Source organism: Martinezella miluonensis (assembly GCF_900094545.1).
GTDB lineage: Bacteria > Pseudomonadota > Alphaproteobacteria > Rhizobiales > Rhizobiaceae > Rhizobium > Rhizobium miluonense.
Window position 1 is genome coordinate 1 of sequence record NZ_FMAH01000057.1, and the last position, 23105, is coordinate 23105.

The following is a 23105-nucleotide window of genomic DNA, read 5'->3' on the forward strand; positions in this document are numbered from 1 at the left end:
GACGCCGGTTCTGGCTGAGCGTCGAGGCGTCGAAGACCCCGTCCGTCAGCTTCATCCGCAAAAACCAGCGATAGGCGACATTCACCTCGATCTCGCGCACCAGCTGGCGCTCGGAGCGGATACCGAACAGGTAGCCGATGAACAGCGCCTTGAACATCAAGGTCGGATCCAGCGGCGGCCGCCCGTTGTCGGCGCAGTACAGGCCGGCGACGCGATCATGGATGAACGAGAAGTCGATCACCGCGTCGATCTTGCGAAGCAGGTGATCCCGGGGCACCAGACTGTCGAGCGTCACCATCTCGAGAGCCGTCTGTTCGGGAGCGGGTTTCTTCAACATGTCCCAGTGAATCATAAACCCCCAGCCAAGGCCAGGGGTTTGTCAGCAATCTGAAGGCCCCCGTCGGGGGCCTTTCTTCGTTCTGTGCTATTTTTGCTTCGCGCGTCAGCGTGTCGCTCAGGCCACGGCGTCGAGGCCGTGTTCCAGCAGGTGGTCGAGCTGGCGGATTTCCTCGGCGGTCAGCGGGATACCGTCCTTCTCCGCGCGAGCGCGGGCAGCGAAGCGGCGCTGCGAGGGAAGGCGGGCGCCTTGGCCGGCAATCGCCTCAAACAGAGCCTCGGCGCGAACAAGCGGATTGCCGGGCCGGCCGGCGGAGAAAGCCTCAGGCGAGAAGGCGACGATGAGTTCGCCGTGGCGCGGAGCAAACGCGGTCGAACCGAGATAGTCGAGTGCCTCGCGGCTGGTGAAGTCACCGATCATGACGCCGGCCAGAAGCTCGATCATCGTGCCGATGGCCGAACCTTTGTGCCCACCGAAAGGCAGCATCGCGCCGGCAAGCGCGGCTTCCGGATCCGTCGTCGGCTGGCCGCTGGCGTCTATGGCCCAACCATCAGGCAAAGGCTTGCCGGCCCGGCGATGCAGCTCGATTTCGCCGCGCGCAGCAACCGAGGTCGCGAAATCGAAGACGTAAGGCGGGTTGTCGAGGCGCGGCCAGCCGAAAGCGAAGGGGTTCGTACCAAGGAGCGGTGCAGTGCCGCCGGCGGGCGCGACCGTGGAATAGCTCGGGCACATGGCGAAGGCGGCAAGGCCGCGATCCGTCAGAGCCTCGACTTCCGGCCAGAGGGCGGCGAAATGCGTGCAGTCGTTGATGGCGAGTGCGGCAATGCCGAAGCGGCGAGCCCGCTCGGCGAGAACGGGCACGCCGAGTTCGAAGGCGGCGTTGGAAAAGCCGCTCTTGGCATCCACCTTGACGATGGCGGAAGCATCGTTTTGTTCCAGTACCGGCACGGCATCCGGACGCGCCTTTCCTGCCTTGACGGCGCGCAATACGCCTTCGATGCGGTAGATCCCGTGCGACTTGCAGGCGTCGCGTTCGCCGGCGACGATGACACGCGCGATCGCCGCGGCTTGCAGCGTGTTGAGGCCAGCCTTCGAGAGGATCGCCAAGACGCGGCTATGAAGTGCGTCGGGTGTCAGGGTGGTGACGTCGCTCATCTGATTCTCCTGTGTTCCGTTGCTCTCACTATAGAGGTTGAATTTTTAAATACATAAAGTATACAAAAAATCGACATGCAAACAGAAAATGCTGCGTGGCGTTTGTGACGCTGTCGCGAAGGAAAGGGAAGAGCGATGGAATTCACCCCTCACGGAAAGCATCTGATCGCCGGCGAATGGCTTGAAGGCACTGGGCATTTTCCCTCTGCACCGGCGCATGGCCAAGCCCATAATTTCTCCATCGGCACGGTCGAGCTGGTCGCCCGCGCATGCGAGGCAGCGGAAGATGCCTTCTGGAGCTATGGCTATTCCTCACGCAGCACACGCACCGCTTTCCTGCGGGCGATTGCCGAGGAGATCGAGGCCCATGCCGCCGCCATCACCATGATCGGCAGCCAGGAAACCGGGCTGCCCGAGGCGCGGCTCGAAGGCGAGCGTGGCCGGACGGTCGGCCAGCTTCGCCTGTTTGCCGATCATATCGAAAAGGGCGACTATCTCGATCGGTGCTTTGACGCTGCGTTGCCGGATCGCAAGCCGGCGCCGCGCCCGGAAATCCGCCTGCTTCAGCGCCCCATCGGCCCGGTCGCGGTTTTCGGTGCTTCCAACTTTCCGCTAGCCTTCTCGACGGCAGGTGGCGATACGGCAGCTGCACTTGCAGCCGGTTGCCCGGTCGTGGTCAAGGGCCACTCCGCCCATCCCGGTACCGGCGAGATCGTTGCCGAGGCGATCAATGCTGCCATCGGCAAGACCGGCTTGCATCCCGGGGTCTTCTCGCTGATCCAGGGTGGCAGCCGTGAAGTCGGATATGCTCTCGTCCGGCATCCGATGATCAAGGCAGTGGGGTTCACCGGCTCGCTGGCCGGCGGCCGCGCTCTGTTCGATCTATGCGCCGCGCGTCCGGAGCCAATTCCCTTCTTCGGCGAACTCGGTTCGGTGAACCCGATGTTCGTGCTTCCGCACGCCATGCAGGGGCGCGCCGAGGCCATGGGGCAAGGTTGGGCAGGTTCGCTCGCGATGGGTGCCGGCCAGTTCTGTACCAATCCCGGCATTGTGGTGGTGCTGGATGGTCCCGATGCCGATCGCTTCGTGAAGGCGACCGTCGAGGCCCTTGCTGGAATGGCGCCGCAAACCATGCTGACCGACGGGATTGCCAAAGCCTATCGCGATGGCCAGCAGCGTTTCGTTTCCCGGCAAGGGGTCAAGCCCCTTCTGGTCAACGAACAATCCGGCCGCAACGCCAGCCCCAACCTGTTCGAGACGACGGGCGCGGCCTTCCTGGCAGATCACTTGCTGGGTGAAGAAGTGTTCGGTCCACTCGGGCTTGTGGTCCGCGTCGGTTCACTCGATGAAATGGAAAGCCTCGCTCGCAGTTTCGCAGGGCAGCTGACCGCGACCCTGCATATGGACGCCGACGATATTGCTGCGGCCCGTCGCCTTCTGCCGGTACTGGAGCGCAAGGCCGGGCGTGTCTTGGTCAATGGCTTCCCGACGGGTGTCGAGGTGGTGGATTCGATGGTGCACGGCGGTCCTTATCCCGCATCGACCAATTTCGGTGCGACTAGTGTCGGGACGATGTCGATCCGGCGATTCCTGCGTCCGGTGTCATATCAAAACCTGCCGACCGGCCTGCTTCCCGAGGATCTTGCGGATTGATCCTCTTCTCGAGGCGACGCCGGTATCGCGCTCGAAAGTCGCCAACTGCGAGTTGGCGACCCGGCAGCGGCTATGTTTCCACATGTGTTGAGAACTGCAAACCGTTGTCCGGTAATCGTTTTTCCGTCCCGAAATTCTTTTTGTATACTATTTGTATTTTAAATTTGATTTACGATCATAAAAAGAGTTAATTGATGGTGGCCGCAAATGGCCGACCAACTGGGAGAGCAGAATCTAATGAAAAAAACGGTCATCGCATTGGGCCTTCTGGCCGCCGCTTCCGCCATCTCGCCGGCCAAGGCCGATAAGCTGGACGACATCATTTCCTCGGGAACGCTACGCTGCGCCGTCGTGCTCGACTTCCCGCCCATGGGCTCGCGCGACGCAAACAACAATCCGATCGGCTTCGACGTCGACTATTGCAACGATCTCGCCAAGGCGCTCGGCGTTACCGCAGAGATCGTCGAAACGCCGTTCCCCGAGCGCATTCCGGCCCTGATGTCCGGCCGCGTTGATATCGGCGTTGCCTCGACTTCGGACACGCTGGAGCGTGCTAAGACCGTTGGCATGAGCGTTCCCTATTTCGCCTTCGAAATGGCCGTCACGTCCAACGACAAGTCGGGTATCAATTCCTTCGAGGGCATGAAGGGTAAGACCGTCGGTGCGACCGCCGGCACATTCGAGGCGATCGCCCTCGAAAAGCAGGTCAAGGCTTGGGGTAGCGGCGAGTTCCGCCCCTATCAGACGCAGGCCGACGTCTTCCTGGCGCTGAGCCAGGGCCAGATCGACGCGACCGTTTCCACCTCGACCGTTGCCCAGGCAACTGTGAAGTCCGGCAAGTTCGCCGGTATCTCCGTGGTTGGCAAGGCGCCGTTCCAGACGGACTATGTCTCCCTCTTCGCCAATCGTGAAGAATACGGCCTCATCAACTACCTCAATCTGTTCATCAATCAGCAGGTCCGCACGGGCCGTTACGCCGAACTCTACGAGAAGTGGGTCGGCGGCGCCCTGCCGTCGCTGACGGTGAACAGCGTCTATCGCTAATCGGATCGCTTTTAACGACGGCGTGGCCACGATGGCCGCGCCGTTTGACCTTCCGAAAGGTGGACGTTCATGTTCAGCTACACCTTCCACTGGAACCAGGCCTTCAAGGTATTGCCGCAGCTGCTGGACGGCGCGGTCGTAACCCTGCAGATCGCGATCCTGTCGATGGCGATCGGCCTTGCCTGCGCCATAGCGCTTACGCTCCTCAGGCTTTCCGGCAGCCGACTGCTGACCGGTATCGCTTCGACCTGGGTGGAAGTTGCCCGCAATACGCCGGCGCTCTTCCAGATTTACATGGCTCATTTCGGGCTTGGCAATTTCGGAATTCACCTCAGCCCGTATATGGCACTGCTGGTCGGCATCGCCTTCAACAATGCCGGATATCTCTCCGAGAATTTCCGCGGCGCGCTTAAGGCAATCCCCGATACGCAGACGCGTGCGGGACGGTCTCTCGGCATGACGTCGCTGCAAGCCTTCCGGCTGATCGTTATGCCGCAGATGCTTCGTATCGCCTTCCTGCCCGTCACCAACCAGATGGTCTGGGCAATTCTGATGACCTCGCTCGGTGTAACCGTCGGCATGAACACAGACCTTGCAGGTGTCACGCAGGAACTGAATGCGCGTTCGTTCCGCACCTTCGAATTCTTCGCGCTGGCCGCCGTGATCTACTACCTGATCGCCAAGCTCGTCACGCTCGTCGCCCGGCTCGCGGCCTGGCGCATGTTCCGCTACTGAGAGAGGTGAGAGATGTTCGATACTGCACTCACCTGGAATGACCTCCTCTTCCTGGCCAAAGGCGCCTGGATGACGCTCCTGGTCACCGGTGTGTCCGTTGCGGCGGGCACGATCTTCGGGATCGTCTTCGGGGTGATCCGTGTCCAGGCCGGTCCGATCTGGTCGGCGCCGCTGACCTTCGTGCTCGACGTGTTTCGTTCGGTGCCGCTGCTCATTCAGCTGGTTCTCGGCAATGCGCTACAGGCGATCTTGAAGCTCGGCTGGGCGCCATTCACCACGTCCTGCGTGGTGCTGTCGCTCTACACAGCCGCCTATTGCACCGAAATCGTGCGCGGCGGCATTGGCGCCGTCCCGCCCAATACTCGCCGTGCCGCACGTTCGCTTGGCATGAGCTGGCGGCAAGACATGTGCTACATCGTGGCGCCGCTTGCCACACGCGTCGCGCTACCTTCATGGATCGGTCTTTCGCTCGGTGTGATGAAGGACTCCGCGCTCGTCTTGTGGCTGGGTCTGATCGAGCTGCTGCGCGCCTCGCAGGTCCTCGTGACCCGTCTACATGAGCCGCTGCTGATCCTGATGATCTGCGGTGTGATCTACTTCATCATCAGCTTCCCGATCGCCCGCCTCGGCGGTTATCTCGAAAAACGGTGGTCCCCCAATGATTGAGATCGAAAATGTCCGCAAGTCCTTCGGTCAGCTCGAAGTGCTGAAGGGGATCAACCTCACCGTCAACAAGGGCGAGGTGGTTACCATCATCGGCGGTTCTGGCTCCGGCAAGTCGACGCTTCTGACCTGCATCAACGGTCTGGAGCCTATCGATTCCGGCCGCATCCGCATCGATGGCACGGAAGTGCACGCAAAATCGACAGACCTCAACAAGCTGCGCCGCAAGGTCGGCATCGTCTTCCAGCAGTGGAACGCATTCCCGCATCTCACGGTGCTTGAAAACGTGATGCTGGCACCGCGCAAGGTGCTCGGCATCAGCCGGAAGCAGGCTGAGGAGATGGCGGTCAAGCAGCTCACCCATGTCGGTCTTGCCGAGAAGCTCTCGGTCTATCCGACGCGCATGTCGGGCGGCCAGCAGCAGCGTATGGCGATCGCAAGAGCGCTTGCCATGTCGCCCGAATATATGTTGTTTGACGAAGTGACGTCCGCGCTCGATCCCATGCTGGTCGGTGAGGTGCTTGATACGCTGAAGATGCTGGCGGAGGAGGGGATGACCATGATCTGCGTGACGCATGAAATGGCGTTTGCCCGCGATGTCTCGGATCGGGTCGCCTATTTCCATCAGGGCGTGATGGCCGAGATCGGCAAGCCGGAGCAGATTTTCGGAGCGCCGCAGCATCCCGAAACGCAGAAGTTCCTCTCGAGCGTGCGTTGATGGTGAGACCGGAGGTTATCGTCATCGGGGCCGGCGTGGTCGGCCTTTCTGCCGCGATTGCGGCTCAGTCGCGCGGCCTCTCCGTCGTGGTCCTCGACCGCGAGGGACCGGCTGCCGGCGCTTCCGCTGGCAATGCCGGCGCCTTCGCCTTCACGGATATCCTGCCGCTTGCCTCTCCCGGCATTCTGAGGAAGGCGCCGAAATGGCTCCTCGATCCGCTCGGGCCACTCTCGGTGCCGCCCGTCTATGCGCTTCAGATCGCGCCTTGGATGTTTCGCTTCTGGCGGGCCTGCCAGCCGTCGCGCGTCGCCCACTCCACGGCGGCGCAAACAAGCCTGATGGATCTTTCCAAGGCGGAGCTTGAGCCCTTCCTTGCCGCGACAGATACGCTCTCCATGTTGCGCAAGGAGGGCAATCTCCAAGTATATGAAAGCGAGGCTGAATTCCGCGCTTCGCTGCCCAGCTGGGAGGTTCGTCGCAATCATGGGATCGAATTCCGGCATCTGAAGGCTGAGGAGATGGCGGCAATCCAGCCGGGGTTGGCATCCCGCTTCGTGCTCGGCACCTTTACGCCCGGCTGGTATTCCATTGCCGATCCCAAGCTTTATACGCTGGCGCTGGCTGCGCATTTTCGCAGCCGAGGCGGTGTCATCGAGAGGGCGGAGATTTCAACGCTCCGTGCGATCCCTGGTGGTGTCGAGGTGGCCGCGACGGATGGAAAGCTGCATCAAGCCGGCAAGATCGTTCTGGCTGCCGGCGCCTTCTCGCATCGGATTGCCAGAACGCTCGGCGAGCGCATCCCGCTCGAAACGGAGCGCGGCTACAACACGACGCTTCCGTCCAATGCCTTCGATCTGCGCACGCAGATAACCTTCGGCGGCCACGGCTTCGTCGTCAGCAAGCTCTCGACGGGCATTCGCGTCGGTGGTGCCGTGGAGTTGGGCGGACTGGCGCTGCCGCCGAACTTCAAACGCTCGGAAGCCATGCTGCAGAAGGCCCGCACCTTCCTCACCGGTCTCAACCCGGAGGGGGGAAAGCAATGGATGGGCTTCCGGCCGTCGCTGCCGGACAGCCTGCCCGCCATCGGCCGCGCGAGGGCGACCCCTGATGTGATCTATGCCTTCGGCCACGGCCATCTCGGCTTGACCCAGTCCGCGGGTACGGCGCGTCTCGTCGCCGATCTGTTGATGGGGCGGGCGCCGGCAATCGATCTCACGCCATTCTCGCCGCAACGCTTCTGACAGAAACCGCAAGGTCACGCTCGCCTTTTCCTGCATCGGCGATCGTGATCTTCTCGCATATGGACCTGGTGACTTGAACGACACGGCACCCGCTCGCAGCATCATGGGGGGCACGGCAGAGGGCCGTGTCGTCGCCACTCAGGAAGCGCTCAGCTTCTGGGGCGGTGTCGATCCCGCCACCGGCAAGGTCATCGATATCCATCATCCTCTGCACGGTGAATGTCTTACCGGCGCGGTGCTGATGATGCCTTCTAGCCGCGGCTCCTGCACCGGTTCCGGCGTGCTGCTCGATCTGGCGCTGACGGGCCGCGCGCCGGCTGCGCTGGTCTTTTGCGAGGCAGAGGATGTGCTGACGCTCGGCGCGCTTGTCGCTGCCGAAATGTTCGGCCGGCAGCTGCCGGTCGTGCGCCTGTGTCCGGATGTCTTTGCCAGCCTGTCGCAGGCAAAGACCATCCGGATTGAGGCCGCAGCCATTGTTGCTGACGGACAAACGATCCCGCTTCTCCCGCCCGCCACCTCAGCCCTTTCGCTGACGGAGGCGGACAGGTCCATGCTTGAGGGTGGTGACGGCGTTGCGGTTGCGCAGGCCATGCGGATATTGACCGCCATGGCCGCGCAGCAGGATGCCACCTCTCTGATCGATGTGACGCAGGGTCATATCGACGGATGCATCTATGCAAGCCCCGCCAATCTGACCTTCGCGGAAAAAATGGCCGAGCTCGGCGGGCGCGTTCGCGTGCCGACCACCATGAACGCCATTTCCGTCGATCGCGCCAACTGGCGGTCGCAGGGCGTACCGGAAGACTTCGGCGATCCCGCCGCGCGACTGGCGGACGCCTATGTGCGCATGGGCTGCCGCCCGACGTTTACCTGCTCGCCCTATCTGCTCGATAGCGCGCCGGGCGCCGGCGAAGCCATCGGCTGGGCTGAATCCAACGCGGTCATTTTCGCCAACAGCGTGCTTGGCGCGCGCACGGCCAAGCATCCCGATTTCCTCGACCTCTGCATTGCCTTGACGGGTCGCGCACCGCTTTCAGGCGTCTATCTGGATGAAAATCGCAAGGCGACGCGTATCCTCGACGTTGAGCTGCCCGAAGGTCGCGACGATGCCTTTTGGCCGCTCGTTGGCTATCTCGCCGGCAAGGCTTCCCCGGATCGCATTCCGTTGTTACGTGGTCTTGCCGCCGGAAACCCGTCGCGCGATGATCTGAAGGCGCTCTGCGCCGCCTTCGGCACGACTTCCGCAGCTCCCATGCTGCATGTTGAGGGCGCAACGCCCGAGGCTGTTGGTGCCGAGCATCTCGATGCCGATCGTCGTTCCATCACGCGCGCGGACATGGCTGCCGCCTGGACGATGTTGAACGAAGGACCGGAGGAGGTGGAGCTCGTCGCCATCGGCAGCCCGCACGCCTCGCTTGACGAATGTCGCGCGCTTGCCGACGCATTCGCGGGTCGGCGTCGTTTGCCTGGAGTGATGGTTATCGTCACGGCGGGACGTGACGTCATCACTGCTGCCGAGGCGGACGGTACGCTGGCGCGGCTGCGTGAGAGCGGCGTGCAGGTTCTGCCCGATCTCTGCTGGTGCTCGATCTCGGAACCGGTCTTTCCGCCGGGCACACGTGCGGTCATGACGAATTCGGGCAAATATGCCCATTACGGGCCGGGCCTCAGCGGCCGGGTCGTACGCTTCGGCAGCCTCGCTGACTGCGTGCAGGCAGCCGTGACCGGCCACGTTCCTTCGGGCCTGCCGGACTGGATCTGAGCGAAATCGCAACGGAATCTGATCCGACGCGGATGAACTCCGCGTCGGCTGGCAACGGTGAATTTCAGCGTTCGGTGATCGGCCGCGTGTGCCAGACGAGATAGGGTCGGGTCTCCTCTTCGACCTTGTCCAAAAGCCGCGTGCGGACTTCGGCGTGATACCCGTCGAGAAAATCGATTTCCCCCGCCGTCAGGCTATCGAACTTGGCCATGCGGAGATCGATGGGTGCCAGTGTCAGACTATCGAAGCGGCAGAAGCCCGGCTTGTCGGTGACAACCTCCACCTGATTTTCGATCCGGATGCCGAAGACGCCTGCTTTGTAGTAGCCGGGCTCGACGGTCATGATCGTGCCGGGTTCCAGATTGTGCAGGTTGGGTTTCTTCGCGAAGCGGTGCGGATATTCGTGGATCAGCAGGTTGTGACCGATGCCATGTCCCGTTCCGTGGTCGTAATCGAGCCCCATGTCCCATAAAGGACGACGCGCCAGTGCGTCCAGTTGATGTCCCTGCGTTCCAAGCGGGAAACGCGCGGTCACCAGTGCGATAAAGCCCTTCAGAACCGCGGTATAGGTCTCCCGCATCTCATCGCTGGCCTCGCCGAACAGAACGGTGCGCGTCACATCCGTCGTTCCATTGGCATACTGGCCGCCGGAGTCGATCAGATAGAAGCTGTTTTCTTCAATGGCGGCATTCGTGTCGGGTTGGGCGTGATAGTGGCACATGGCCGCATTGCCGCCGGCGGCCGAGATCGTGCGGAAGCTCGGTTCGAGATAGCCGGGATATTTGGCGCGAAAGGCAATCAGTTGCTCTTCTGCGTCCAGTTCGGTCAAGGGCAGGTCTGCGGCTCGCCGGCGATGCCATTCGCTGTCGAGCCAGGCCAGAAAATTGGTGAGCGCGATCCCGTCCTCGATATGGCAGGCGCGAAACCCCTCTAGTTCGGTGGCATTCTTGGTGGCCTTGGCGCTTGCAAGAAGGCTCGTTTGCTCGAGCGTTTGGCCGCCAGCCGTCTTGATACGGGCGCGGATTGCTTGCGGCGCGAAATCGGGATCGATCAGCGTCGTCTTACCGGCTGACGCCCTTCCGACGGCACCGAGAAAATCCTCCGGGTCGGCTATCGTAACATCGGACAATTCGAACTCGGCCCGATCGTTGCCGAGCTTGCGGTGATCGACGAACCATTGCGCGCGATTGTCAGCATCGAGCAGCAGGAAAGAATGCGGCACGGGGTCCATCGCCACATCGGAGCCGCGCACGTTCAAAAGCCACGCAATGTTGTCGGGTGACGTTTCTACCAGCTGGTCCGCACCCAACGCCTTCAGTTTGCTCGCGATCCGGTCGCGCTTGCTGGCGGATGTCTCGCCGGAAACCGCAGGCGGCATCGCCCGGATGAGGCCGACCGGGCGAGGCGGCCGGTCAGTCCATATGTCGTCGAAGGGATCGGCGTCGAGCGCGATCAGTTCGACGCCCGCCGCTTTGCATCCCGCCAGCAGCCTTTCATAGAGGGCGCCGCTGATCAGCAGGGTGTGAATGCCGATCCGCCAGCCGGGCTTTCCATGGCGCTTCAGCCAGAGATCGAGCGGGTCGTCATGGAGATGGTGTACGGCAAAGGTGGATAGATCCACCTCATTGCGCACCTGTACCTGATAGCGTCCGTCGACGAAGATCAGCGCCTGCTCCGGCTGTACGAGCGCCAAACCAGCGGAGCCGGTGAAGCCGCTTATATACTCCAGGCAATTGTCATGTTCTGCCGTGACTTCGCTTTGGTGGGCGTCCGTTCGCGGGACGATCAGGCCGTCCAGCTTCGCCCTCGCAAGCCAGGAGCGTACATTGGCCAGCTTGCCAGCATTTTTAGTATTGCTCATCGTCATCCCCACACGATCATTCCGCCGCAAGCGGCCCGCCCTTTTGCGCGACAAGCGCGGCGAGCCGTTCGAACACCGATACCGACTGGCGAATGCCGTCATGCTCGAATTCATTGGTGATCCAGAAATCCAGATTGCCGACGGCGCGTGCGGTTTGCAGCGACAGGCCGGCGTCGACATACATGTCGTCATGGTAGATCGCCGCGGAGACCGGGATCTCGTTTGCGGCGAGGCGGTCGCGATCATAGAGCGCGCTATGATGCGGCCGCTGAGCCAGCGTTTCCGCTACTGCCCTGAACGGCTTGAGAGAGGAAATCTCCTCGAACATCCACGGATAGATCATCTCGCCGGTAAACAGCAAAGGCCGGGCGGCAGGATCGAATTCGGGGAAGCCTGCCCGCAGCCGTTCGGCGGACCAAGCCGTCGCGCCGTCGCCCTCGCCATAGATCGCCTCATGGATGGCTGCAAACAGCGGACCGCTATGATAGGAGGTCAGGTTCATCACCGAGGCCAGGAAATGGTCTGAAAGCCTGTCTTGCTTCCTGTCCGCAAAGGCCTCGTCCACCAGCCAGTGAATGTTCTCGAAGCCATGTGCCATGCCAAAATCGAGGCCGATGGTCTGGAGGCGGCGCACCGTCAACCGGTCGCCGTCGGGCAGGCGCACGTCGTTGCCATCGATGAAATCTGCAATCTTGCCGACGAGCGCGACATCGCCGGGGTAGCGCTTGTAGTAAGCGGCATTCTTGGCCTGCACGCGGGGATAGGTGTGGCGATAGACCTCATCGGCATCAGGCTGAAGGCTGGGAATGCCGCCGGCGATATAGCAGGCGGATAGGCCCTCGGGCGCCTGGCTGAGATAGGTGAGGGTAAGAAAACCACCATAGCTCTGGCCAAGCGTTTGCCAGCGCCGGGCGCCGAGCACCGTCTTGCGGAAGTGCTCCAGATCTTTGACGATGGAATCGGCACGGAAGCAGGCAAGATAATCCGCACCTGCTTCGCCATCGAGTTGGCCGATCGTCGCCGTGTCGACCGGAGTGGAGCGTCCTGTGCCGCGCTGGTCCGGCAGGATCACGCGATGCGTTTTCAGGGCCTCGGCCAGCCATGACGGTCCGCCGCGCGTGGGGCGGGGCGACTTGCCGCCGGGGCCGCCTTGCAGGAAGCAGAGAACCGGCAGCGTTTCGGTCTTGCGGACCGGATCGACCACCTCGCGCGCGAAGAACTCGATGGTCCTGCCCGATGAATCGGACCAGTCGAGCGGCACGGTGAGGACGTGATCGCGGATATGCATTCCGGGGATGGTGTATTCGGAAACGATCATGATGATGTTCTTTCAGCGTACGCGGGGGTCGAGCAACACATAGAAGAGGTCGACGACGATATTGGATATGACGATGAACACTCCGCCGAGCAATACGACACCGATGATGATCGGGCGATCCTGATTGGCGACGGCCTGAACTGCGAGTGCGCCAACGCCCTGCAGCCCGTAGACCTGCTCGATGATGATGACGCCTCCGAGCAGCATGGCGATATCGGCTCCGAGCTGGGTGACAAGCGGCGTCAGCACCGCCCGAAGACCGTGTTTCCAAACCACGCGCCGCTCGCTGAGGCCCTTGGCGCGGGCGGTGCGGATATAGTCCTCGCCCATCACGTCAAGCATCTGTCCGCGCGTCAGCCGGGCATAGACCGCGGCCATGGTCAAGGCGAGCGTGGTCCACGGCAGGACGAGATGCCATGCCCAGAGTAGCGGCTGGGTGGTCAGCGCCTTGTATCCACCGGGAGGGAAGAGGGTAAATCCTGCCTGCTTGGGGATGAAGTAGAGAAGATAGAGCGACATCATGCCAAGGACGAAGGTCGGAAAGCTCAGGCCAACGAGGATGAAGGCCTGTCCGATGCGGTCGCGCAGGCCGCCGGCGAACCGTGCCGACATGATCCCCATCGGAATGCCGATCGCGAGCCAGAGCAGCGCGCCGCCCAGAACCAGAGACAGGGTGATTGGAATGCGCCGAACGATGATGGGCGCGACGGGCTGTTGGTTGCGGTAGGAAAAGCCGAGATCGCCGCTGATCGCCCTGGTGAGAAAACTGCCGTACTGAACCACAATGGGGCGGTCTACGCCGAGATTCTTGCGGATCTGCATCAGCTGTGCCTCGGTCGCCTTATCGCCTGCGATCATGCGGGCGGGATCGCCGGGGGCGACGAAGAAGAGGAAGAAGACGAAGGCGGAGAGCATCAGAAGGACGCCTGCGCCGAAGATCAGACGCTGGGTAAGAAAGCGGATCATCGTTTCGACGCTCCTTTGGATTGCAGCCTGAAACGACGGACGGTGCGCGCACTCTTCGGGTCGAGCGCGTCGCGCAGGCCGTCGCCGAGGATATTGAAAGCAAGCGTTGTCAGCAGAAGCGCCGTGCCGGGTACGAAGACCAGCCACCAGGCGACGAGGTAGAGGGAGTTGGACGAGGCGTCCGCCAGCATTCCGCCCCAGCTCGGTGTTGGCGGCACGATCCCCATGCCGAGAAACGACAGCGTCGCCTCGAAGACGATCGAGCTTGGAATCTGCATGGTGGTATAGACGATTATGGGAGCCGCGAGATTGGGCAGGATATCGACGACCATGATCGAAAGAGGACCTGCGCCAAGCGAGCGGCTTGCCTGAACGAAATCCTGCTTGCGCAGCGAAATCACCTGACCGCGGATGACGCGCGCCATCGGAGCCCAGCTGAAGAAGACGATCACGCAGACGCTGAGCATCAGGCTGGGGCCGAAGGCCGAAACGAGCGCAAGGGCGCAGAGCAGGAAGGGGACGCTCATGACGAGATCCGTCAGCCGACTGAGCACGATATCGGTAAAGCCTCCATGATAGCCCGCCGTCGTGCCGACGATCACGGCGATCGTCGATGCCAGCACCGAGGCAAATACTCCCACTAGCAGGGAAATGCGGGCGCCATAGGCGAGCCGCACCAAGACGTCGCGGCCCAGCTGGTCCGTACCGAGCCAGAATTGTTCACCTGGGCCGACGGGAATGCCTGCCGGCGAAAGGCCGATGTCGCGGAACTGCTCGATTGGCGAATGCCCCGTCAGCGTGGCGATCCAGGGAGCCGTGATGGCCAGCACGACGACGGCCAGAATGACGCCGAGAGCGATCACGCTCGCCTTGTCGCGTCGCAGGCGGCGCAGCGTCAGCTCGAGCGAGCCGCGTTGTACCACCTCCGTCTGCGTCGAAGCATCTGATGTCGCAACGTCGTTCATGCTGTCACCTGTCTTGTCTCGATCAATGACCGCGCGGGGCCTCCATCGTCGGCGATGGAGAGCGTTTTCGATGCGGATAGCAATGTGCGGGTATAGGGGTGCTGTGGAGCGACGAAGAGCTGCTCGGCCGCGGCCAGCTCGACAATCTTGCCGCCTTGCATGACAGCGATCCTGTCGCAGATGTGGCGAACGACGGACAGATCGTGCGAAATGAAGAGGTAGGTCAAGCCCAGCTCCTGTTGCAATTCCTTGAGCAGGTTGAGGACTTGCGCCTGGATCGATACATCCAGCGCCGAGACAGGCTCGTCGCAGATGATGAGCGCCGGATTGAGCGCCAAGGCACGGGCGATGCCGATCCTCTGGCGCTGGCCGCCGGAGAATTCGGCTGGAAAGCGATTATAGTGCTCCGGGTTGAGGCCGACCATCTCCATCAGATGGCGCACCTTTTCGCGGCGTTCCTCTCCTGCCGCCACACCGTGCAGACGGAAGGGATCGCCGATGATCGCACCCACCCGACGGCGTGGATTGAGCGATCCGAAGGGATCCTGGAAGACGAGCTGGATCTGTCGGCGCATCTCGCGCCATTCGCGGCCCTTAAGATTGCTCATATCGTGGCCGAGCACATTGATCCTACCCGATGTCGCCGGCGTCAGTCCGGCGACGATGCGAGCCAGCGTGGATTTTCCGCAACCGCTTTCGCCCACGAGACCGATCGTTTCTCCGCGCGCTATCGTAAGGTCGACACCCTTCAGGACTTCGAGGGTGCGTTTTTGCCCGAAGAAGCTGCCGACATGATAGGTCAAGTGAACATTTTCAACCGCTGCGATCTGTTCGGAGCGGATCGTCTTAGGCTCGGCTTTCTCAGCCGTTGCCGCGAGGGGCAAGGGCGATGCATTCGGTTCCAGCAGACAGAGGGATTCTACCCCGTCGCTATAGACGTGCAGCGGCGGAACGCGCTTCGTGCAGTCGGCATGCACTTGGCTGCAGCGTGGTGCGAAGATGCATCCGGCAGGTGTCGCCAGTAAGCTCGGCGGGCGTCCCTTGATCGGAACCAATTGCGCACCGGGCTCGTAGTTTGCCGGCGTCGATCGCAGCAATCCAGCCGTATAGGGATGGGCCGGCGAGCGGAATACGCTGCGGGCGGGGCCATATTCTAGCCGGTTGCCGGCGTACATGACCATGACATCGTCGGCGACGCTCGACAGCAGGCCGAGGTCATGGGTGATCAGGATGATCGTGGTGCCGAAATCGCGGCGCATGGTATCGAGCAGGTCGATGATCTGTGCCTGTACGGTGACGTCAAGCGCCGTCGTCGGCTCGTCGGCGATGATGAGGGCGGGGTTGAGGATCAGCGCCATGGCGATCATCACGCGCTGGCGCATCCCGCCCGAAAATTGATGCGGATAGCTGTCGAAACGCTCGGCGGGCGAGGGGATGCCGACCTTGCCGAGCATATCGATCACGCGAGCACGAGCGGCTTCGCGATCAATGGTCTCGTGCGTATGCAGCACCTCGGCGATCTGCGAGCCGATCGTATAAAAGGGATGCAGGCTCGACAACGGGTCCTGAAACACCATGCCGATACGTCCGCCCCGCAGGCGGCGCATGTTCGACTGCGACAGGCCGATCACGTTCTGGCCTTCGAACCAGACCTCACCACGAATGTCGGCATTGGGCAGGAGCCCCATGACGGCCTGCGTCAGCACGCTCTTTCCCGAGCCGGATTCGCCTGCAATACCGAAAATCGAACCGGGTCTGATCGAAAAGGATACGTTGCGCACCGCGTGCACGACGCCATCCTCGGTCGGGATATCGACCGTCAGCCCCTTTGCCTCCAGAATGGTCAAGGGTAAACTCGCATTTTTAATCGAGGTTGCGTTAAGGCGCCGCAGCCAGGCTGCGGCGCCATGCGCGAAAGTGCTGGATCAGCGTTCGATCCAGAGGTTCGTCCAATCGCCCTCCACACCCAAGGCATAGGGCTGGAAGTTCTTTACCGCTTCGCTGCGATAGCGTGGGTTCTTGTTGGCGATCAGCGGAACCACCGGCGCATCGGCCATGACCATCTCGTCGACCTTGGCCCACAATTTTCCGGTTTCCTCCGGTGTGGTGGCGTTGATTGCCTTCGCGGCAGTCTCGTTGGCCTTCGGGTTGTTGTAGTCTGTGTAGTTGTAGGTCTGATGCGTGCCGTCGAAGGTGAATTGCGGCTGGAAGACCGATCGCGCGGCACCACCGACCCAATCCGGAGTCCAGCCCACAGGCGCAATGTCCCAGGTGCCGTTTTTCGTGTTCACTGGATTGGTCATGAATTTGGAGTAGTAGTCGGCGGCGGTCACGGGCGCCAGTTCGAGCTTGATGCCGGCGCGCGCCATGCTGGCCTGAATGGTGGCGGCGGTCGCCACTTCGAGATCCTTGTTACGATAAGGCATCTTCAGCGTGATGCCGTTCGGGAAGCCGGCCTCGGCCAGCAGGGCCTTGGCCTTTTCCGGATCGCCCTTCGATTCCGGCGAGGGATAAAGGTCGAACTTGTGATGACCGAGCACGCCAAGTCCGAAAATGCCCGTGGCGGGCTCCGCCACCTTCGAGCCGCCCCATTGCTGTACGATCGCGGCCTTGTCGATGGCATATGATAGCGCCTGCCGTACGCGGATGTCCTTCAAGGCGCCCTTGTTGTTGCCGGAGACGGTGTTGATGAACAGGAAGTTGGTGTTGCCTGCCGATAGTGCGGTCAGCTTTTCGTCGCCGTTGGCGGCGAGGGTCGCCAGGATGGCCGTCGGGACATTGATGTCATAGGCAAGATCGGCGTCGCCTGACTGCAATTGCTGCATGATGGCATCGGCCTGTAGCCCCATGGTGATCTCGATATCGTCCACATAGGCTTTGCGCAACGGGTCGCTATCCGGCTTCCAGGCGGGATTGCGCACCAGCTTCAGGCTGGTGTCGGGCGTGTATTCGCCGATCGTGTAAGGGCCGCTGCCGACGAAATGCGTGCGGTACTCCGGGCTGTCGGGAATATAGTCGAGCACCTCGACCGGCGCCGGCGCCGGCATGGGCAGCGAGAGCATGTAGATGAAGTCGCCGGCGCGTTCCTTGAGCCGGAAAACGACGGTCTGGTCATTGGGCGTTTCGATGCCCTTTATGTCGTTTTCTTCTGCGTACTTCTTCATGGCAGCCGTGGTCGGCTGAACCTTGGCAAAGCCGTCGCAGAATTCGCTCAGGCCGGAAATGAGCGCCGTGAAGTAGGTGAGCGTCGAAGCCTGCATGTGTGGATTGCAAAGCCGCTTGAAGCCGCGTTTAACATCCGCCGACGTAATCTGCCGCGCGCCGGAAGGTGCGTTCCACATGGCGCCCTGGCGCAGCTTGAACGTATAGGTCAGCCCGTCATCCGTCGGCTGCGGCACTTCCGTCGCCAGATCACCGACCGGCTTGATGGCAACATCCGGGTCGGTGGAGGCCTGATAGCTGATCAGCTGCCGCGATATGGCGCGCAGCAGGTTGTTGGTATTCACCATGCCGGCAAGCGCCGGGTCGACGTGATCAGGCTCGCCGGTGGCAAGAATTCGCAGCGTGCCGCCTTTGACGGGCTCGTCCGCCATGGCAAAGCCCGGCAGCGAAAGAGCAATAAGCAAAGATGCGACCGAAACGGTCGATTTCAATAAAGTACGCACGTTTATCCTCCCAATTTATTTGCGTATATTTCAAATCGCTGGGAAGGCATTCCTCCAAATGCCTTCCCAGCGATGAGGCAGTTTTTCCTTCAGAGATCCATCGGCCAGGTGTCCGACAGTCGATATCCAGCCGGGAACGGATCTGCAGGATCCACCATCAGCTGGTGCGTACCCACGATCCATGCGCGCCCGGAAATGATCGGGCTGATGGCAGATTTGCCATTGAGATCGACCGCGCCGTCGATGCTGCAGTGGAATTCCGTGTCGATGAGCGACGTGCCGACGAATTTGTCTCCGACCTTCATCTGACCTTTCGCATGCAGAACGGCCATGCGGGCCGAACAGCCGGTGCCGGTCGGCGAGCGGTCGATCTTGCCCGGGCGAATGGCGACGGCGTTCTTCCCCCAGAGGACGCCGTCCTTCATTCGAACAGGATCGGTGATCTGGCAGAAGGAAATATGGTTCCAGTCGTTGACGGGGTGGCTGAATCCCAGCTGTTCGTTGGCGGCCTGCGTGATCTTCACGCCGAGGCGCGCTATATCGCGGGCTTGATCCGGCTGCAGGGTGAGGCCGAGTGACGCTGCGTCGACGAGCACAAAGCTGTCGCCGCCATAGGCCGTGTCCACCGTGATCGTGCCGATGCCTTCCACTTCAAGCTTGGCGTCGAGCTTGTCGGCAAAGGACGGTACGTTGCGCACATGGATGCGTTCAGCCTTGCCGTTGCGGCATTCCGCTTCGACGTCGATCAGGCCGCCCGGCGCCTCCAGAACCATCCGCGTGACCGGCTCCTGCATGGGAATGATGCCGGTGTCGAGCAGAACGGTCGACACGCAGATCGAGTTCGATCCCGACATGGGCGGCGTATCCGCCGGCTCCATGATGATCCAGGCCATCTGCGCCTTGGGATTTTTCGGCGGAACCAGCAGGTTCACATGCCGGAAGACGCCGCCACGCGGCTCGTTGAGAACGAAATTCCGCAAGGTTTCGTCTTGCGCAATCCAGCGTGACTGTTCCCAGACGGTGGCGCCGGGAGGGGGAGCGACCCCGCCGACGATCACATCGCCGACTTCTCCCTCGGCGTGACAGCTCACGACATGGACGACTTTCGATGTACGCATTTCTGCTTCAGTCCCTTTCGAATACGGAGAGGGAGGCGCGAATGGTTGCTGCCTGAAGAGCCGGCAACTAGTGTTCCTCCCTTGAACGTCAAGATCGTATACGTTATCTTGAAATTTCGGATAACGTATACGATTTGCTGTGAGCGTCAAGCGCTATTGAGTGGGGGAAAATGTCAATAGTTCCGTTGGTTGCGCAGGCGGCATGCGCTCTTGCGTCGCAGAACGAGATCACTGTATTTAGGGGGGATTGCGATCTCCAATCCTCTGCCAATCTTACGTCTTATCCCGGGAACGACGACTGAATGCCGCTTAACATTGATCAGATTCCCAACCTGGGTAAGGCGCCGAGCACGTCCGATGTGATCCTGAAATTCATCCGAGATTCCATCGCGGACGGTTCCCTCGACGAAGGCGAGCCTATCCGTCAGGACGACGTTGCGCGCCTGTTCAATGTCAGCAAGATTCCCGTTCGCGAGGCGCTGAAGAGGCTTGAGGCCGAGGGATTGGTCGAGTTCCATCGCAACAAGGGTGCGATCGTCACCACCGTTTCGGAGCCGGAGATCGTGCAGATCTTCGAGGTTCGAGCCATTCTGGAATCGAACGCGCTCAAGCTCTCCATTCCTTTCATGACGGAAAAGACCTTTGAAAAGGCGGAGGCTTACTGCGATGCATTTGCGCAGGAGGCCGATGTTGCGCGCTGGTCGGAGTTGAACTGGCAATTCCATAGCTGTCTTTATGAGGATGCCCAAAGGCCCTATCTCGTCAGCACGATCCGGTCCATCAACGATCGGCTGGAGCGCTATTTGCGGATTCAACTCACCCTGTCGCGCGGACTGGAAACAGCGGACCGCGAGCATCGCGAGTTGTTGGCGCTTTGCAGGACGGGCGATGCGGAGAAGGCGGCTGACTTTCTGACCGCGCACATGATGCGTGCCTGCCAGTCCTTGATGCATCATCTTCCTGGGCGGCGAACCTAACGGTTTTTACATGCCATATCGGACCCTTCGTTTGCCCGTCTGTAATAAGCCGAGCAGCGGCTGAGCCGTGTTGCTCTACTTATACGTCATGACACCGTCAAAGAGGATAATTTAGCGCTCTTTGTGACAAGATTTTTCTACCTCTATATGTTTGTTATTACATGGTAAAAAATATTTCATAACGTTTATATGACAATCCGCGTCGCAGGCGCTATGACATGGAGGAACCATAGTCGGCTAAAGAGATTTAGTTGATTGTAATATGATGCCCGGTTTCAGCTCGGGCGGCGCAGACTTGGGAGGCGTACATGGCGGTCATTCGCGAACCCATTATTTTGGCAGGTCGTTCCGACTTGTTTTTTTTGAGCATGGATCAGGCCCGGTTCGGCTGGATGTGCGGCCGTGATGGCAGGTAGATGACAAGGAAAACCTATCTCAGACATCTGGCGGGCGAGGCCGATAAGCTCTTCTCCGGCCAGACAATCGAGCAATATGCGGCGATCTGCTACCGATGGCGGGACGACGGCCACGAGGAAGTGGAGGTCCTGCTGATCACATCGCGCGAAAGCGGCCGGTGGGTCATCCCCAAGGGATGGGCCATGGAGAAGAAATTGCCGCATCAGGTCGCCGAGCGCGAAGCCTGGGAGGAGGCGGGGGTCAAGGGAAAGGCCAGGAAGAAGAGTTTCGGCTATTACACCTATCTCAAATCCCTTGATACCGGTGAGACCGTGCCGTCGGTGGTGCAGGTTCATCTTCTTGAAGTTGCCGCGATGAGCGCAGAGTTTCCGGAAAGCGGCCAGCGTCGGCTTCGATGGCTCTCCCCGAATGACGCGGCCAGTCTGGTGCGGGAACCGGAATTGAAAGGTCTTTTCCGCACGGTTGAGATCGCGCTCGCAAAGGATAAGAAGGCAAAAGGTTCGGCAACGAAATAGAGGCCGATCGGCACAGAAACGTATCGAAGTCGGTCGGACATTTATGTAAGTGAAATACTACATATGGGTAATGTGCCGCGGGTCGAGCGACCCGACCAGCAAATGCCTGAGCGCAATCAGATTGCCGCGAAGGCGGCCGCGGCGATCGACGTAGGGCGGCGGGTTGATCGAGCCGATGATATTCGAGGCGACATTGCCGCCCATCAGCCTCAGCGCCCATTTCAGCGACACCGAGCCCTTCTTGACCAAATAGAGCGGATTGGCGATTTGCGAATATCCAAAGCGCAAGCCGGACGTGCGCCCGGCCTTGACCCCGAGATGAACGCCGCGCAGCCGGTTGAAGTTGACGATCTTGCCATAGGGAGAGAGCCTCCGGCAAAGATCGACATCCTCCTGCCAGGCGTAAAGCGGCAGCTCTTCGTCGAAATAGATGCGGTGAGCAAGGATCGGCTGCAGGCGGAACGTCATGTTACAGCCATAGGCATTATGAGCGGGGACAATGGCCGGGGCAGGGTCCGGGGTCGGGTCTTCCTTGATGATGCGGTCCGCTTCCTCCGCCTGCAGGCCAGGCCCGTGGATGCCGTCGAAAATAACGTGTCCGGTCGCCACGACAATTGTCTCGTCGGCCTTAAGCAGCGCTTCCGTTTCGGCAAGATAATTGGCAGCCGGAAAGAAGTCGTCGTCAAAAAAGATAAGAGCATCCATACCGGCGGCGGCGTTGATAATCGCATTTCGCTGCGGGCAGCTGCCCTTTGGGGACGATACGATAGTCACCGGAAACGGTGCCGAGCGCAGGTGCTCCATATCGATGTCTTCACCGGTGGCGGGGCTGAGAAACAGATGATCCGGCTTGCGTGTCTGTGCCGCCAGCCGGTCGATCAAACAAGCCAAAATCGTTCTGCGACCGCTAGTGGCCACACCCACGGCAATTTTCATGGCGCTTTCCCCGTGCGCAAACTCGGCTGTACAGAACCATCAACGCGTTAATTCTTGGTTGTGCCGATGGTTGCAAGCGCTGTAATACCCTCGGCATCGGGCACCTCGTATCTGCCGGTGCAGAAGGGCAGGTTCAGCCCTTCCGCGCCGAGCGCGCCGCCAACGCGGATTTCACGTCTTCCTCGGCTCGATCAAGCAATGTGATCAGAGCATTGCTCGTGGCATCCGGATCGCGCGCCGCAATACTCTCCACCACATTGCGGTGCAATGGCAAGGAGTGACGCTGGCCCTGTGGATTGTCGTCGGTGAGACGGAAGCTGATGACCAGCGCCGTCTCGGTCAACGCGGCAAGGGAGCCGATGAGTTCGTTGCCGGACATGCGAAGGATGGCCTGGTGGAAGGCGAGGTCCGGTATGGCAAAACGTTCGCCATCGTCGCCGGCCTTTTCCATCTCGATGAGCAAGAGCCGTAACTCGGCGATTTGCGTCTCGGTGGCACGCTGGGCCGCCAGCGCTCCCGCCGTCGGCTCGATCGCGCGGCGCAGCTCAAACAAGGAGCGTGCCTCCTCGATCGTGGTCCTCGATCCATAGCGCCACACCAGCACATCGGGATCAAGGAAGTTCCAATCCCTGCGCTGCCGCACGCGGGTTCCGGTTCTGGGGCGCGATTCCACCATGCCCTTGCCCGCGAGAACCTTTATCGCCTCGCGAAGAACGGTGCGGCTGACGCCATAGGCTGCGCTCCAATCGTCCGCGTTCGGCAATTGATCGCCCGGCAAAAACTCGCCGCGCACGATGCTCTGGCCAATTTCGTTGAGTACCCGCCCATGGAGACTGACGCCCGCAGATCCCTCCATGCGGGAAACGCCCATCAGCTTCTTCAACAACGCGCCTCCATTCTTCATACTATTCATATTATTGTCACTTCACTCTTCTAATTATCCTATTATTGAACATGCGTTTCGTGGACACGTCAACAAGTGAGAAATCAGCGTGTTCATTATCTTACTCGAATGAAATCTAATATTACTACGAGATTTCAATGTATAAATGTTGGAAT

20 protein-coding genes are annotated in these 23105 nt (G+C 60.9%); 9 read left to right on the plus strand and 11 right to left on the minus strand.

All coding sequences use genetic code 11. The features are described from left to right. Both GA0061102_RS29110 and GA0061102_RS29115 read right to left on the minus strand, forming a co-directional pair. Positions 1 to 337, minus strand: a 337-nt coding sequence (locus GA0061102_RS29110; RefSeq protein WP_139115120.1) for a transposase, incomplete at its 3' end; no start/stop codon positions are given. A gap of 117 nt (positions 338 to 454) precedes the next feature. After that, positions 455 to 1492: an Ldh family oxidoreductase gene (locus GA0061102_RS29115; protein WP_092855703.1), complete on the minus strand. Its 1038-nt coding sequence runs from the start codon at positions 1490 to 1492 to the stop codon at positions 455 to 457. 135 nt (positions 1493 to 1627) lie between these two features. Between GA0061102_RS29115 and GA0061102_RS29120 the strand changes: the two genes are divergently transcribed. The 7 genes from GA0061102_RS29120 to lhpI all read left to right on the plus strand — a co-directional run bounded on the left by GA0061102_RS29120 (position 1628) and on the right by lhpI (position 9308). Beyond that, positions 1628 to 3145 carry an aldehyde dehydrogenase (NADP(+)) gene (locus GA0061102_RS29120; protein ID WP_092855704.1) on the plus strand — a complete coding sequence of 506 codons (1518 nt, stop codon included), beginning with the start codon at positions 1628 to 1630 and terminating at the stop codon, positions 3143 to 3145. 237 nt (positions 3146 to 3382) lie between these two features. After that, positions 3383 to 4189, plus strand: coding sequence for an ABC transporter substrate-binding protein (locus GA0061102_RS29125; RefSeq protein WP_092855705.1), 807 nt, complete (start codon positions 3383 to 3385; stop codon positions 4187 to 4189). A 69-nt stretch (positions 4190 to 4258) separates the two neighbouring features. Beyond that, positions 4259 to 4924 carry an amino acid ABC transporter permease gene (locus tag GA0061102_RS29130; protein WP_092855706.1) on the plus strand — a complete coding sequence of 222 codons (666 nt, stop codon included), beginning with the start codon at positions 4259 to 4261 and terminating at the stop codon, positions 4922 to 4924. Between the two features lie 12 nt (positions 4925 to 4936). Beyond that, positions 4937 to 5590, plus strand: a complete 654-nt coding sequence (locus GA0061102_RS29135) for an amino acid ABC transporter permease (protein ID WP_092855707.1) — start codon at positions 4937 to 4939, stop codon at positions 5588 to 5590. Continuing rightward, on the plus strand, positions 5583 to 6305 hold the full coding sequence (locus GA0061102_RS29140) for an amino acid ABC transporter ATP-binding protein (RefSeq protein WP_092855708.1): 723 nt from the start codon (positions 5583 to 5585) through the stop codon (positions 6303 to 6305). Before GA0061102_RS29135 ends, GA0061102_RS29140 begins: the two co-directional genes overlap by 8 nt. Further along, on the plus strand, positions 6305 to 7546 hold the full coding sequence (locus GA0061102_RS29145) for an NAD(P)/FAD-dependent oxidoreductase (protein ID WP_092855709.1): 1242 nt from the start codon (positions 6305 to 6307) through the stop codon (positions 7544 to 7546). The genes GA0061102_RS29140 and GA0061102_RS29145 overlap by 1 nt, the downstream gene beginning before the upstream one ends. Positions 7547 to 7649: 103 nt before the next feature. Then, the gene (gene lhpI / locus GA0061102_RS29150; RefSeq protein WP_425348575.1) at positions 7650 to 9308 is read left to right on the plus strand and encodes a cis-3-hydroxy-L-proline dehydratase; all 1659 of its coding nucleotides are present in this window, start codon (positions 7650 to 7652) and stop codon (positions 9306 to 9308) included. Between the two features lie 64 nt (positions 9309 to 9372). On the opposite strand, the gene GA0061102_RS29155 is transcribed toward lhpI, so the two are convergent. The 7 genes from GA0061102_RS29155 to GA0061102_RS29185 form a co-directional block, all read right to left on the minus strand. Continuing rightward, positions 9373 to 11169, minus strand: a complete 1797-nt coding sequence (locus tag GA0061102_RS29155) for an aminopeptidase P family protein (RefSeq protein WP_092855737.1) — start codon at positions 11167 to 11169, stop codon at positions 9373 to 9375. Positions 11170 to 11185: 16 nt separating this feature from the next. Continuing rightward, positions 11186 to 12487, minus strand: a complete 1302-nt coding sequence (locus GA0061102_RS29160) for an alpha/beta fold hydrolase (RefSeq protein ID WP_092855711.1) — start codon at positions 12485 to 12487, stop codon at positions 11186 to 11188. Between the two features lie 12 nt (positions 12488 to 12499). Continuing rightward, positions 12500 to 13453 carry an ABC transporter permease gene (locus GA0061102_RS29165; protein ID WP_092855712.1) on the minus strand — a complete coding sequence of 318 codons (954 nt, stop codon included), beginning with the start codon at positions 13451 to 13453 and terminating at the stop codon, positions 12500 to 12502. Further along, positions 13450 to 14418 carry an ABC transporter permease gene (locus GA0061102_RS29170; protein WP_092855714.1) on the minus strand — a complete coding sequence of 323 codons (969 nt, stop codon included), beginning with the start codon at positions 14416 to 14418 and terminating at the stop codon, positions 13450 to 13452. The genes GA0061102_RS29165 and GA0061102_RS29170 overlap by 4 nt, the downstream gene beginning before the upstream one ends. Then, positions 14415 to 16265 carry an ABC transporter ATP-binding protein gene (locus tag GA0061102_RS29175; RefSeq protein WP_245298174.1) on the minus strand — a complete coding sequence of 617 codons (1851 nt, stop codon included), beginning with the start codon at positions 16263 to 16265 and terminating at the stop codon, positions 14415 to 14417. The genes GA0061102_RS29170 and GA0061102_RS29175 overlap by 4 nt, the downstream gene beginning before the upstream one ends. 78 nt (positions 16266 to 16343) lie before the next feature. Next, positions 16344 to 18083: an ABC transporter substrate-binding protein gene (locus GA0061102_RS29180; RefSeq protein ID WP_092855718.1), complete on the minus strand. Its 1740-nt coding sequence runs from the start codon at positions 18081 to 18083 to the stop codon at positions 16344 to 16346. Positions 18084 to 18172: 89 nt separating this feature from the next. Further along, positions 18173 to 19201: a trans-3-hydroxy-L-proline dehydratase gene (locus GA0061102_RS29185; protein WP_092855720.1), complete on the minus strand. Its 1029-nt coding sequence runs from the start codon at positions 19199 to 19201 to the stop codon at positions 18173 to 18175. A gap of 302 nt (positions 19202 to 19503) precedes the next feature. On the opposite strand from GA0061102_RS29185, the gene GA0061102_RS29190 reads away from it, so the two are divergent. Together GA0061102_RS29190 and GA0061102_RS29195 are read left to right on the plus strand one after the other, a co-directional pair. Then, positions 19504 to 20178, plus strand: a complete 675-nt coding sequence (locus tag GA0061102_RS29190; RefSeq protein WP_092855722.1) for a GntR family transcriptional regulator — start codon at positions 19504 to 19506, stop codon at positions 20176 to 20178. Between the two features lie 416 nt (positions 20179 to 20594). After that, positions 20595 to 21110, plus strand: a complete 516-nt coding sequence (locus GA0061102_RS29195; protein WP_092855724.1) for an NUDIX hydrolase — start codon at positions 20595 to 20597, stop codon at positions 21108 to 21110. 57 nt (positions 21111 to 21167) lie between these two features. On the opposite strand, the gene GA0061102_RS29200 is transcribed toward GA0061102_RS29195, so the two are convergent. Next, positions 21168 to 22046: a glycosyltransferase family 2 protein gene (locus GA0061102_RS29200; RefSeq protein ID WP_092855727.1), complete on the minus strand. Its 879-nt coding sequence runs from the start codon at positions 22044 to 22046 to the stop codon at positions 21168 to 21170. A 133-nt stretch (positions 22047 to 22179) separates the two neighbouring features. Then, positions 22180 to 22959, minus strand: coding sequence for a FadR/GntR family transcriptional regulator (locus GA0061102_RS29205; RefSeq protein WP_245298175.1), 780 nt, complete (start codon positions 22957 to 22959; stop codon positions 22180 to 22182). Positions 22960 to 23105 lie beyond the last annotated feature (146 nt).